The organism is Dietzia sp. IN118, assembly GCF_032905965.1.
Lineage (GTDB): Bacteria > Actinomycetota > Actinomycetes > Mycobacteriales > Mycobacteriaceae > Dietzia > Dietzia kunjamensis.
In genome coordinates, this window is record NZ_JAUMSR010000001.1 from 2756652 (window position 1) to 2769413 (window position 12762).

The 12762-nt window shown below is 72.4% G+C and carries 11 protein-coding genes; 6 read left to right on the forward strand and 5 right to left on the reverse strand.

The window, feature by feature from the left end; all coding sequences use genetic code 11:
* Positions 1 to 5 precede the first annotated feature (5 nt).
* Positions 6 to 314 (forward strand): antibiotic biosynthesis monooxygenase family protein, encoded by a 309-nt coding sequence (locus tag Q2K20_RS13230; protein ID WP_067711618.1) that lies wholly within the window; start codon positions 6 to 8, stop codon positions 312 to 314.
* Positions 315 to 476: 162 nt separating this feature from the next.
* On the opposite strand, the gene Q2K20_RS13235 is transcribed toward Q2K20_RS13230, so the two are convergent.
* Positions 477 to 3131, reverse strand: a complete 2655-nt coding sequence (locus tag Q2K20_RS13235) for an ATP-dependent Clp protease ATP-binding subunit (protein ID WP_069389253.1) — start codon at positions 3129 to 3131, stop codon at positions 477 to 479.
* 217 nt (positions 3132 to 3348) lie between these two features.
* Here Q2K20_RS13235 and hrpB point away from each other — a divergent pair, with 217 nt between their 5' ends.
* The 3 genes from hrpB (at position 3349) to Q2K20_RS13250 (ending at position 7286) form a co-directional block, all read left to right on the forward strand.
* Positions 3349 to 5964, forward strand: coding sequence for an ATP-dependent helicase HrpB (hrpB, locus tag Q2K20_RS13240; protein ID WP_269501653.1), 2616 nt, complete (start codon positions 3349 to 3351; stop codon positions 5962 to 5964).
* A gap of 95 nt (positions 5965 to 6059) precedes the next feature.
* The gene (locus tag Q2K20_RS13245) at positions 6060 to 6611 is read left to right on the forward strand and encodes a hypothetical protein (protein ID WP_069389613.1); all 552 of its coding nucleotides are present in this window, start codon (positions 6060 to 6062) and stop codon (positions 6609 to 6611) included.
* A 216-nt stretch (positions 6612 to 6827) separates the two neighbouring features.
* Positions 6828 to 7286 carry a hypothetical protein gene (locus tag Q2K20_RS13250; RefSeq protein WP_240341235.1) on the forward strand — a complete coding sequence of 153 codons (459 nt, stop codon included), beginning with the start codon at positions 6828 to 6830 and terminating at the stop codon, positions 7284 to 7286.
* A 10-nt stretch (positions 7287 to 7296) separates the two neighbouring features.
* On the opposite strand, the gene Q2K20_RS13255 is transcribed toward Q2K20_RS13250, so the two are convergent.
* Positions 7297 to 7929, reverse strand: coding sequence for a L,D-transpeptidase (locus Q2K20_RS13255; protein WP_143337705.1), 633 nt, complete (start codon positions 7927 to 7929; stop codon positions 7297 to 7299).
* A gap of 158 nt (positions 7930 to 8087) precedes the next feature.
* Between Q2K20_RS13255 and Q2K20_RS13260 the strand changes: the two genes are divergently transcribed.
* Together Q2K20_RS13260 and Q2K20_RS13265 are read left to right on the forward strand one after the other, a co-directional pair.
* Positions 8088 to 8825 carry a L,D-transpeptidase gene (locus Q2K20_RS13260; RefSeq protein WP_096906101.1) on the forward strand — a complete coding sequence of 246 codons (738 nt, stop codon included), beginning with the start codon at positions 8088 to 8090 and terminating at the stop codon, positions 8823 to 8825.
* A 70-nt stretch (positions 8826 to 8895) separates the two neighbouring features.
* Entirely contained in the window at positions 8896 to 9543 is a 648-nt protein-coding gene (locus Q2K20_RS13265) for a hypothetical protein (protein WP_069389742.1), read from the forward strand.
* A 49-nt stretch (positions 9544 to 9592) separates the two neighbouring features.
* On the opposite strand, the gene lysS is transcribed toward Q2K20_RS13265, so the two are convergent.
* The 3 genes from lysS to Q2K20_RS13280 all read right to left on the reverse strand — a co-directional run bounded on the left by lysS (position 9593) and on the right by Q2K20_RS13280 (position 12727).
* On the reverse strand, positions 9593 to 11227 hold the full coding sequence (gene lysS, locus Q2K20_RS13270) for a lysine--tRNA ligase (RefSeq protein ID WP_069388839.1): 1635 nt from the start codon (positions 11225 to 11227) through the stop codon (positions 9593 to 9595).
* A 62-nt stretch (positions 11228 to 11289) separates the two neighbouring features.
* Positions 11290 to 12222 (reverse strand): glutaminase A, encoded by a 933-nt coding sequence (glsA, locus tag Q2K20_RS13275; RefSeq protein ID WP_069388838.1) that lies wholly within the window; start codon positions 12220 to 12222, stop codon positions 11290 to 11292.
* Positions 12223 to 12271: 49 nt separating this feature from the next.
* On the reverse strand, positions 12272 to 12727 hold the full coding sequence (locus Q2K20_RS13280; RefSeq protein ID WP_120284672.1) for a rhodanese-like domain-containing protein: 456 nt from the start codon (positions 12725 to 12727) through the stop codon (positions 12272 to 12274).
* Positions 12728 to 12762: the final 35 nt, after the last annotated feature.

Genomic DNA, 12762 nt, shown 5'->3' on the forward strand with positions numbered 1-12762 from the left:
GGCCCATGGCCGTCGTGAAGATCAATGCCCTGAACGTCCCGCCGCAGGCCGGCGCCGAGCTCGAGCGCCGCTTCTCCGAGCGGGCGCACACCGTCGAGAACTCGCCCGGATTCCTCGGTTTCCAGCTGCTGCGCCCCACCGGCGGCGAGACCCGCTACTTCGTGGTGACCACCTGGGAGGACGAGGAGTCCTTTGCCGCGTGGCGCGACGGGGACGCCCGGGCCGCCCACGCCGGCGAGCACGGCAAGCCCGTCGCCGAGGGCGCGAACCTGCTGGAGTTCGACGTCGTGATGGACGTCAAGCCCTCCGCCTGACACCCTCCGCCTGACACCCTCCGCCTGACCCCCTCCGCCTGACACAGCCGCCCCGTTCCCGAGCGGGGAGAACGAGAACGACCCCCGCCTCGTGGCGGGGGTCGTTCTCTGCGTCAGCCGCTCGGGCTCTGCGTCAGCCGCTCGGGGCGGACCGGCACCGGATCAGGTGGTGGCGGGAGCCGCCCCGCCGCCGGAACCCGAGGGCCCGCCGGTGGAGCCGCCACCGAAGCCACCGGAGGTCGGCGGCAGCGAGTCACCCGGGCCGGCCTCGCCGGTGGGCGCGACACTCGCCGTGATCTCCTCGCCCTCGCGGTCCGCGGGGGCGTCGGGACGCGGGGCGCCCGAGAAGGTGAACTTCGCGTCCTCGGTCTTGTCGGACTCACCGTCCCAGCCCTCGACGTCGACCGTGACCAGCTCGCCGGCCGCGACCTCGCCGAAGAGGATCTTCTCCGAGAGCGTGTCCTCGATCTCCCGCTGGATGGTGCGACGCAGCGGCCGCGCACCCAGGACCGGGTCGAAGCCCCGCTTGGCCAGCAGCTGCTTGGCCCGGTCGGTGACCTCGATGGTCATGTCCTTGGCCTTGAGCGCCACGCCCACACGGCTGACCATGAGGTCGACCATCTGGACGATCTGCTCCTGCGTGAGCTGGTGGAACACGACGATCTCGTCGATACGGTTGAGGAACTCCGGGCGGAAGTGCTTCTTCAGCTCGTCGTTGACCTTCTGCTTCATCCGCTCGTAGGCGTCCTCGGTGTTGTCGGAGGACTGGAAGCCCATCCCGACGGCCTTGGAGATGTCCCTGGTCCCGAGGTTCGAGGTGAAGATCAGCACGGTGTTCTTGAAGTCCACCATGCGTCCCTGACCGTCGGTGAGACGGCCGTCCTCCAGCACCTGGAGGAGGGTGTTGTAGATCTCGGAGTGGGCCTTCTCGATCTCGTCGAACAGGACCACCGAGAACGGCTTGCGCCGCACCTTCTCCGTGAGCTGGCCACCCTCCTCGTAGCCGACGTACCCGGGGGGCGCGCCGAAGAGCCGCGAGGCGGTGAAGCGGTCGTGGTACTCACCCATGTCGATCTGGATGAGCGCGTCGTCCTCGCCGAACAGGAAGTTGGCCAGGGCCTTGGACAGCTCCGTCTTACCGACACCGGACGGGCCGGCGAAGATGAACGAGCCCGAGGGACGCTTGGGGTCCTTGAGCCCCGCACGCGTGCGGCGGATCGCCCGCGAGACCGCCTTGATGGCGTCCTCCTGGCCGATGATCCGCTTGTGCAGCTCGTCCTCCATGCGGAGCAGACGGGTGGTCTCCTCCTCGGTGAGCTTGAAGACGGGGATACCGGTCCAGTTGCCCAGGATCTCGGCGATCTGCTCCTCGTCGACCACGGCGGCCACGTCCATGTCGCCCGCGCGCCACTGCTTCTCGCGCTCGGCACGCTCGGCGATGAGCTTCTTCTCCGTGTCCCGCAGTCCGGCGGCCTTCTCGAAGTCCTGCGCGTCGATCGCGGACTCCTTCTCACGGCGCGCGTCGGCGATCTTCTCGTCGAACTCGCGCAGGTCCGGCGGAGCGGTCATCCGCTTGATGCGCATGCGGGCGCCGGCCTCGTCGATGAGGTCGATGGCCTTGTCCGGCAGGAACCGGTCGTTGATGTAGCGATCCGCCAGCTGGGCCGCCGCGGCCAGGGCCGAATCGGTGATGGTGACCCGGTGGTGGGCCTCGTAGCGGTCCCGGAGCCCCTTGAGGATCTCGATGGACAGCTCGACGCTCGGCTCGGGCACCTGCACCGGCTGGAAACGACGCTCGAGCGCCGCGTCCTTCTCGATGTGCTTGCGGTACTCCTCGAGCGTGGTGGCACCGATGGTCTGCAGCTCACCGCGGGCCAGCTTGGGCTTGAGGATCGACGCCGCGTCGATCGCGCCCTCGGCGGCACCGGCCCCGACGAGGGTGTGGATCTCGTCGATGAACAGGATGATGTCGCCGCGCTGGTTGATCTCCTTGAGGACCTTCTTCAGGCGTTCCTCGAAGTCACCGCGGTAACGGGACCCGGCCACGAGCGAGCCCAGGTCAAGCGAGTACAGCTGCTTGTCCTTGAGGGTCTCGGGGACCTCGTTGTTGACGATAGCCTGCGCCAGGCCCTCGACGACGGCGGTCTTGCCCACGCCGGGCTCACCGATGAGCACCGGGTTGTTCTTGGTGCGCCGGGAGAGCACCTGCATGATGCGCTCCACCTCCTTGGCGCGACCGACGACCGGGTCGAGCTTGCCCTCCATGGCGGCCTGGGTGAGGTTGCGACCGAACTGGTCCAGGACCGTCGACGACGACGGGGTCCCGGCCTCGCGGCCACCGGAGCCGGCGGGCGTGCCCGAGGCCTCGGCCTCCTTGCCCTGGTACCCGGACAGCAGCTGGATGACCTGCTGGCGCACCCGTGTGAGGTCCGCGCCGAGCTTGACCAGCACCTGGGCGGCGACGCCCTCGCCCTCACGGATGAGGCCGAGCAGGATGTGCTCTGTGCCGATGTAGTTGTGGCCGAGCTGCAGCGCCTCGCGCAGGCTCAGCTCCAGGACCTTCTTGGCCCGCGGCGTGAACGGGATGTGCCCGCTGGGCGCCTGCTGGCCCTGGCCGATGATCTCCTCGACCTGACTCCGCACCGCTTCCAGCGAGATCCCGAGGGACTCGAGGGCCTTGGCGGCCACTCCCTCGCCCTCATGGATGAGACCCAGCAGGATGTGCTCGGTGCCGATGTAATTGTGGTTGAGCATCCTGGCCTCTTCCTGGGCCAGGACGACGACGCGACGCGCGCGGTCGGTAAACCGTTCGAACATCGTGCTACCTCACATTCCTCGGTTTTTCACCACTGTAGTGGCCGGTTCTGACGCTCTGCACCGCAGGAGCAGCACGAGGCCCGTCACCAGTGTTCAACGTGGCAGGTCGGGGATCGATTGCACGATCGTGTACGCCGTCAGCGAACGCCCCGCAACGGGCCGGATCCCCGGCCACTAGGGTCGTCGCCATGAGCTACGCGATCGGCGGCCGGGCGCCGTGAGCGCGTTCGATCTCGACCGCATCGGCCGCGGGCTGCCGTTCGCCCGGGCCCTGCCCGCCCTGCGGGACGCCCTCGCCACGTCGGGCACCGCGGTGGTCCAGGCACCACCCGGCACCGGCAAGACGACACTCGTCCCGCCCGCGGTCGCCGACGCGGTGTCGGGGCGGGTCGTCGTCACCCAGCCCCGACGGGTCGCCGCCCGTTCGGCCGCCCGGCGGCTGGCCGCGCTCACGGGGACCGGGACCGGTGACGTGGCGGGCTACACGGTCCGTGGGGACTCGCGTGTCGGCAGGGACACCCTCGTCGAGTTCGTGACGCCGGGGGTGCTGGTGCGCCGACTGCTCGCCGATCCCGACCTGCCCGGTGTCGGGGCCGTGGTGCTCGACGAGGTCCACGAACGCGACGTCGAGTCCGACCTGGCCTTCGCACTGCTGTGTGAGGTGCGGCAGCTGCGCGACGATCTGCCGGTGGTGGCGATGTCCGCGACGGTGGAGGCAGGGCGCTTCGCCCGGCTGCTCGGCGGCGGGACCGCGGCCGGGGACACCGCGGCGCCGGTCGTCGACGTCCCTGCGGAACTGCACCCACTGGAGATCCGGTACGCCCCGCCGCCGGCGGCCCGCCTGGACGCCCGCGGGGTCACCGACGCCTTCCTGGACCATGTGGCCGCGGTGACGGCGCGCGAGGTCGCCGCGAGTGGCGTCGACGCACTGGTGTTCCTGCCGGGTGTGCGCGAGATCGAGCGGGTCGTGCGCGCGCTGTCGGGGAGGTCGGGCGACGCGGTCGAGGTCCTGCCGCTGCACGGCGGGCTGGACGCCGCTGCGCAGGACCGGGCGGTCTCGGGTTCCGGGAGACGGACCGGGCCGGGCGACGCGGTGCTGCCGCGGATCGTGGTGTCGACCGACCTGGCGGAGTCCTCGCTGACGGTGCCCGGGGTACGACTGGTGGTGGACGCGTGCCTCAGCCGCGAACCGCGCCGGGACACCGCGCGGGACATGACCGGGCTGGTGACGGTCTCGGCGTCGCGGGACTCGTGCGTCCAGCGCTCCGGACGGGCCGCCCGGCTCGGCCCCGGCGTGGCGGTGCGCTGCCTGACGGAGCAGGAGTACTCGCACCTGCCCGACCACCGCACCCCGGCGATCGCGACGTCCGACCTGACGACGTTCGCGCTCGATGTGGCCTGCTGGGGTGCTCCCCGCGGCGAGGGGCTGGCGCTGCCCGATCCGCCGCCGTCGGGGGAGATCGCCCGCGCCGAGGCGGTGCTGCACGGCCTGGGCGGGGTCGACGACGACGGCCGCGTGACCGACCGCGGGCGCGACCTGGCACGGGTGCCGGCCGATCCGCGTCACGCCCGGGCGCTGCTCGACGGCGCGGGGCTCGTCGGGGCGACGACGGCCGCCGAGGTGGTCGCGATGCTGGCCTCGGGTCGGCGCTCGCCCGGCGGTGACCTGGTCGCGGACCTGCGGGCACTGCGGTCGGGACGCGCGCCGGACGCCTCGTCGTGGGAGCGGGAGGTCCGCCGCCTCGAGCGGATCGTGCGGGGCGACCGCGGTGCCAGCCGGGCCGACGGCCGGGGCGGGAACGGCGGGCGCGGGAACGGCAGGAGCGGCCAGCCGGGAGGAGGGATCCCGCTGGCGGACGCCGTCGGGACGGTCGTGGCGCTCGCCCACCCGGACCGCGTCGCGCGCCGACGCGGCGACCAGTACACCTTCGCCTCCGGGACCGGCGCGGTGGTGCCGCCGGGTTCCGCACTGGCGGGCCACGAGTGGCTCGCGGTCGCCGAGGTCGGGCGTGCCTCCGGGCGTGCGGCGGGAGAGGCCGGCGCGGTGATCCGCGCGGGCGCCGCCGTGGACCGACCGGCTGCGGAACGTGCGGCGTCACACCTCCTCGACGACGACGAGACGGCCGTCTTCGACCGTGGTTCGGTGGCGGGGCGGCGCATCCGGCGGCTCGGCGCGATCGAGCTCTCCTCCACACCGGTCCGGACCTCGCCCGCGGCCGCCGGGCGGGCGGTGGCGGCGGCGGTCCGGGCCGGCGGACTCGCCGCGCTGGGTCCCGACGACGACGCGGTCCGGCTGTGGCGCCGTCTCGGGCTCGCGCACCGGGAGCTCGGCCCGCCGTGGCCGGACGTGTCCGCCGACGGGCTGGCGGAGCGGCTGGACGACTGGCTCGGCCCAGAGATCGACGCCCTCGCCCACGGTTCCCGGCTGGCGGGACGAGACCTCGGCCCGGCGCTGCGCCGACTGCTGCCCTGGCCCGAGGCCGGTCGGTTCGATGAGCTGGTGCCCGACCGCCTGCAGGTGCCCTCCTCGTCGTCGTACCGCGTCGATTACCCCGAGGTCGGCTCCGATGACCCGCCGGTGCTGGCGGTGAAGTTGCAGGAGTGCTTCGGCTGGACCACCTCCCCCCGCGTCTGCGACGGCCGGGTGCCCGTGACCGTCCACCTGCTCTCGCCCGCCGGCCGGCCGCTCGCGGTGACACGGGACCTGGCGTTCTTCTGGCGCGAGGCCTATCCCGGGGTGCGCGCGGAGATGCGGGGGCGGTACCCCAGACACCCGTGGCCGGAGGATCCCATGTCCGCCGAGCCGACACGCCGGACGAACCGCCGGCGATGACCGGCGGTGGTGATCGGCGGTGGATCCCCGGGCGACCCAGGACTAAGATGTGACGTAAACCACAAGCGCACATTCGTGCCGGAAGGGTGATCGACATGACCGCGTACACGCCTCGCGCGCCCCACCGCGAGGACCGCTCCGAGACGTCCCCCTCCCGCGACGGGCTCATCCCGCACGTGCGGAACCGGATCGGTGCCCTCATCGCGGTGGCGGGCCTCGGAGCGGCACTGCTCAGCCTCTACCTCCCGTGGCTCTCCACCGACGGGGGCGGACAGATCACGGCGATCGGCATCACCGAGATCATCGACGTCCGCGGCGTCGCTCCGGTCCTCTTCCTCGGGCTGGTCCTGATGTCCTTCCTGGTGGCGGTGACCACGGTGACCCGACTCGGCGCCTTCGCCTACGCGAGCGCGATCGTGGCGCTGGCCGTGCTCGCCGCCCACCTCGCATTCGTGTGGACGCTCGGCTCCTCCACCGGCAGCGCGGACCCGATCCTGGCGGGGCTGCCGTCCGACGCATCCGTGACGTTCGGCCCCTACGTGGCCGCGCTGGGGTTCGTCCTCGTGTTCGCCGGGTCCGTATGGGCGGCCCGCGCCGCCGACTACCTCTTCCCGGACGTCGAGGCGGGGCGACACCTCCGCGACTGAGCGACACCGGCCGACGCGGGCCCGCCGCATCGGGTGGATGCACTGACGGTTCGGGCATATCATCAGGTCAGGACCACACAGGCGGCCCGGCGTCGCCGAAAGGCGATCCTCATGGCCGCGTACACACCTCCCCCACCCCACCGGATCCCCCTCCCCACGAGGACCCCCACCCGGACCAAGGTCATATCCCGCGGACGGAGTCGACTCTGCGCACTGGTGGAGGTCGGAGGCCTGGCCGTCGCCCTGCTCAGCCTCTACCTGCCCTGGTTGAGCACCGGGCGGGGCGAGCAGATCACCGCGCTGGGGATCACCGACCTCATCGACGTCCGCAGCGTGGCACCCGTGCTCTACCTGGGCCTGGTGGGAATGCTCCTGTTGGTGGCGGCGACCGCGGTGACGCGACTGGGCGCGTTCGCACTGGCCGCCGCGGTGGTGGCGGCGGGCGCCCTGGTCGGACACCTCGCGTTCGTGTGGATCCTCATCGCCTCCACGGGGGAGGCGGAACCCATGCTGTCCGGCCTGCCGGCGGACGCGTCGGTCACCTTCGGGCCCTACGTGGCGGCCCTGGGCTTCGTCACGGTGGCGGCGGTGTCGGCGTGGGCCGCCTTCACCGCCGAGTACGTCCACCCCGACCCCGGTTCGGGCCACCGGACGATGGACGCGCGGGTGATCTAGTACGGGTGATCTAGAAGACCACCACCGTGTCGCCGACCTGCAGCCGATCGAAGAAGGTGGCGGCCGCGGGCTGGTCCAGGCGGATGCAGCCGTGCGACTCGACCGTGGGGTCGCCCTCGTGGAACGCGATCCCCCCGACGAAGTACACCGCGTAGGGCATGGGCGCGTTGTCGAACAACCGGCTCACCTCGTGCCGCACCTTTCGCGTGACCTGATAGGTCCCCCTGGGGGTCTCCCAACCGGCCATGCCGTGGGACATCCGCACCGGCCCGTAGCTCAGACGCTCCCCGGACTGCAGCCACGCCCGGTTCCCGTCCAGGTCCACACACGCAGCCGCGGTACGCGGGCACGGGCTCTGCGGGGTCGGGTCCGGAGGCGGAGGCGGGGCGGGCTGCGGTGAGCGGGCCTGGGACGGGGCGAGGCCGGGTGGCGGGGCGATGCCGGCGGCGGCGAGCGAGCCGCCCACCGAGGTCCGCACCTGCTCCTCCGCCTGCGCCGAGCCCGCCTGTGCCTGGTCCACCACCTGCTGCACCTCTGCCGGGAGGCCGACCGGTAACTGCGCGGACGCCACCGGGGCCGCCCCTCCGACGGCGATCAGCGCGGCGGCCACCACCGCTCCCGCGCGCGATAAGAGTGTGTCCATCCCCGGATTATCGCCCACCCGGATCGCCCGGACGTGCGACTCGCAATCACGTTCCGGTCTCGTCCCCACGGACGGACCCGCGGCGGGAGGGTGCCGAGCGGGGCCCGGGAGTTCGCGGGCCGGCTGACCCGCGGGCGGGGAATGGATAGGGTCGCGGCATGGCCTCTCGGAGTAGTACCACCGGCCGGGTTCGCCTGCTGGCACTCGGCGCCGCCGCGCTGCTCGGCGCCTCCGCCGCCGGGACCGCGTCCGGGGTGTCGCCCTCGGCCACCCCGCCCGCCGACGCCGCCGGTGTCACGGAGACGGACACCCGGATCGTGACCGATGCGCCCCCGCAGCCGGTGGCCGTCGACGAGCAGATGGTCCGCTCGGTCGCCCACCGGGTCCTGGAGGAACAGGGGCGGCCGGCCCACCTGACCGACGTGGACCTCGTCGCCCGCGACGTGCTGGCCGGCGGCCCCGTCGAGGCCGGAGAGGTGGACGAACTGACGCGTCAGACCCTGCTCGGGAACGGTCCCGGCGCCCCGGACACCGTCGGCGAACCCGCGCCATCCCGGTGCCCACCGACCGCCCGGGCGTGCGTCGACGTCGACGGCAAGCGGGCCTGGATGGTCGACGACGGGGAGATCACCTACGGTCCCGTCCCCGTGACCACCGGCATGCCCGGCTACGAGACCGCGCGGGGCGCGCACCGGATCCTGCGGCACGTGCGCCACGACCACAGCCGGGTCTTCGACTCCCCGATGCCGTACTCGACCTACTTCACCGTGGACGGCATGGCATTCCACCAGGGTCGGCTGGACGAACCGTCCCACGGGTGCGTCCACCTGGGCCAGCAGGCGGCCGCACACTTCTTCGAGCAACTGAGGGTCGGAGACGAGATCGTCGCATTCTGACCACGGGGCGGGGCGATCGTTGTGCACCTGAGCCTGGCCCGGCCGTGCGTGTCGGTCTAGCGTCGTGGGCATGACAGGTCCCCCGCTGCCGCTGCCACGGCTCTCGGCCCCGGCGACGCGCGCCCTGGCCACCGCGGGAATCACCGACCTGCGGCACCTCGACGGCACCCCGGAGAAAGACGTCCTCGCGCTCCACGGGGTGGGACCGTCCCAGCTCGGCGTCCTGCGCGAGGCGCTGACCGCCGCCGGGCTCGCCTTCTCCGCCCCCGTGTCCCGGCCCGCGGCCACCGGCCGCAACGACAACACCGCGCTACTACCCACCGGGGCGCCGCCGAGGCAATGGATCGAGGGCCTTCCCACCGCTCGGCGCGTCGACGACGGCCTGCGACTGCTCGCGATGTTCGACGAGATCACCGGGGAGCCGGCCTCGATGTGGGCCGGTTCGATCGTCGGATACGGACACAGCCACTCCGTCTACGACAGCGGCCGGGAGGGCGACACCTTCGTGGTGGGCTTCAGCCCGAGGTCGTCGGCGACATCCCTCTACGGGCTCCTGGGCGGGCCGGACGAGGAGGAGCAACTGGCCCGACTCGGCCCCCACAAGAGCGGAAAGGGCTGCCTCTACGTGACCAGGCTCGACCGGATCGACGTCCGCGCGCTGCGCGACATGGTCGAGTCCGCGTGGGGCCGGCGGGCGGCCGGCGCGGGGGCGCCTTGACCGGCGACCCGAGCGCCGGCCGGGCCGCAGCCCCACCCGGCCGCCGCCGTCAGTCGCGCGGCAGCGGCTTGACCATCGGGAACAGGATGGTCTCGCGGATGCCCAGGCCGGTCAACGCCATGAGCAGTCGGTCGATCCCCATCCCGAGCCCGGTGGTCGGCGGCATGCCCTGCTCCATCGCGGCGAGGAACTCCTCGTCGAGCACCATCGCCTCGTCGTCACCCGCCGCCGCGAGCCGTGCCTGGTCCTCGAAGCGCTGACGCTGGATGACGGGATCGACGAGCTCCGAGTAGCCGGTCGCCAGCTCGAATCCGCGGACGTACAGGTCCCACTTCTCCGTGACCCCGCGGTCGGTGCGGTGATCGCGGGTCAACGGCGAGGTCTCCACGGGGAAGTCCCGCACGAAGACCGGTCCGTCGAGCTGATCGCCGCACAGGTGCTCCCAGAGCTCCTCGACGAGCTTGCCGTGCAGCCACCCCTGGCCACTGGGGACCTCGAGACCGACCTTCCCCGCCAGTTCGGTGAGCTCGTCGACCGTCGAGTCGACCGTGACGGGGTCCTCGTCGTCGTCCCCCACCACCCCGGGGTGCTTGGCGCGCAGCGCCTCGTTGAGGGACGGGTACATCCGCATCTCGCGCCACTGCCCGCCGAGGTCGTACTCGGTGCCGTCGGCGAGCGTGACCGTCGTGGAGCCGAACACCGCGTGCGCGACCTCCTGGATGACCTCGCGGATCATCGTGGCCGAGGTGTCGTAGTCGCCGTAGGCCTGATAGGTCTCGAGCATCGCGAACTCGGGACTGTGCGAGGAGTCCACGCCCTCGTTGCGGAAGTTGCGGTTGATCTCGAAGACCCGCTCGATCCCGCCCACCACGCACCGCTTGAGGAACAGCTCGGGGGCGATGCGCAGGTAGAGGTCCAGATCGAGCGCGTTGGAATGCGTGATGAACGGCCGTGCCGCCGCGCCGCCGTGCAGCGTCTGCAGCATCGGCGTCTCCACCTCGAGGAAGCCGCGCTTCTCCAGGGCGTCACGCAGGGCGCGGACCACCTTGATGCGGGTGATGGCATTGCGGCGGGCGGCGTCCCGCATGATCAGGTCGGTGTAGCGCTGGCGGACGCGGGTGTCCTCGCTCAGCTCCTTGTGCGCCACCGGCAGCGGGCGCAGCGACTTGGCCGCCAGCACCCAGGAATCGGCCATGACGGACAGCTCACCGCGCTTGGACCGGACCACCCGGCCGGTCACCGAGACATGGTCACCGAGGTCGACGTCCTGCTTCCACGCGTCGAGACGCTCCTGGCCGACGGCTGCCAGCGAGAGCATCACCTGCAGCTGCGGGGTGAGCGGTCCCACCTCCCCCTCCGCCGCCGGGGCGGACAGGTCCGCCGACGGGTCGAGACCGTCCTGCAGGCGCACGAAGCACAGCTTGCCCGTGTTGCGGATGAACAGGACCCGGCCCGCCACCGAGACTCGGGCGTCGGTCTCCTCACCCGGCTCCAGCGCGAGGAAGCGGGGGTCCGAGGTGATCTCGGCGAGCCCGTGGGTACGGGGGACCTCCACCGGGTAGGCCTGCGCCCCGGAGTCGAGGATGCGCTGCCGCTTGTCGCGGCGGATGCGCAGCTGCTCAGGGGTGTCGTCGGCGGGCTCACCGGTGGCGGCCCCGGGCGCGGCGGGAGTCGAATCGGTCACGACTGTCGAGGATAGTCGTGACCGGCCCGGGGACCGAACCCGTGGGCTGCGACCCGTCGGCCTCAGGCCATGTCGAGGACGTGCAGCTCCAGTCGGTCGGACAGCGCCTCGATCGCGGCGGCGGCGCGCACACTGTTGCCGTGCTCGTCCAACCGGGGCGAGTACGCGGCCACCCCGAGCCGGCCGGGCACCACCGCGAACAGGCACCCCGAGACGCCGCTCTTGGCGGGCAGACCCACCTGGTAGACCCAGTCCCCGGCCGCGTCGTACATGCCGCACGTGAACATCACACTGTTGGCGTAGCGCACCGCCCGTCGACCCAGGACCTGCTCGCCGTCACCCGGCAGCCGCCCGCCGCCCGCGAACATCGCGGCCATGTGCGCCAGCTCGCGGGTGTCCACCCGGATCGCGCACTGCCGGCCGTACCCGGACACCACCTGGTGGGGGTCGTCGGCCAGGGTGCCCTCCTCCGCCAGCAGATGCGCGAGCGCCTGGTTCCGGTGGGCGCTCCGGGACTCGATGTCGATGATCTGCTGGTCGACCTCGACCTCCCGGCCCACGAGGCGGGAGAACATCACGCGGATCTGTTCGAAACGGGTGTCCTCGTCGTCGTCCTCCTCCCCCACCAGCGCGTGCGCGGCCAGCGCGCCGGCGTTGACGAGGGCGTTGGGGGCGCGGCCGGTGCCGGCCTCGAGGGAGATCTCGTTGAACGGGTCCCCGGAGGGTTCCACCCCGATCCGCTTCGCGACCACGTCGACGCCCTTCTGGTCCAGCGCGAGCGCGTAGACGAACGGTTTGGAGGCGGACTGCAGGTCGAAGAGCGTCTCGTCATCGCCGGCCGAGACGACGTGGCCGTCCAGGTCGCAGACCGCCAGCGCGAGGGCGTCGGGGTGGGGGTGCTCGTAGTCGCCGAGGTGGGGGACGACGTCGCCGGAGACGTCCTCCCGGACCTCGTCGAGGATCTCGGCCAGCAGGTCTGCGGAGATGTCCGTCATGGTGCGACCGTACCGGCGCCGGCGTGCCGACGCCCCCGGTCGACCAAGCTCAGTGTGCCGAAATGGCCGAGCGCTCCCGCAGCAGGTGGTCGGCCCCGGAGAGCAGGGCCAGCGCCCGGGCGGCCCGGAGTGCGTCGTGGCCGCCGTCCACCGCGCGGACACCGCGGACGCCACGCGAATGGAGCTCCAGGGCGAACAGTTCGGCGTCGAGGCCGTCGTCGCTGACGAGGACGACCGCCCTGCCGTCGGTGACGGCGGAGAGCGGCGCGGCCGATCGGGGGTCGAGCAGATCGACGACGGGCCGGGCCTCCACGGCGACGGCGCCCGCGAGCACCCCCTGGCGCTCACGCTGGGCCCGGGACCGGATGTCGACGACGAGGGCGCCCGCACGGACCGCCGCGGGGTAGTCGCCGGCGGCGAGGGTGGTCGAGACGCCCGTGCTGGACGACGTCGCCGTGGCGGGGGTTCCCGCAGTGGCGGAGGTGGTGCTGAAGCTGGTGGTCATGCCGGTGCTCCCGGAAGAGGTGAAGGCGGCTGGGG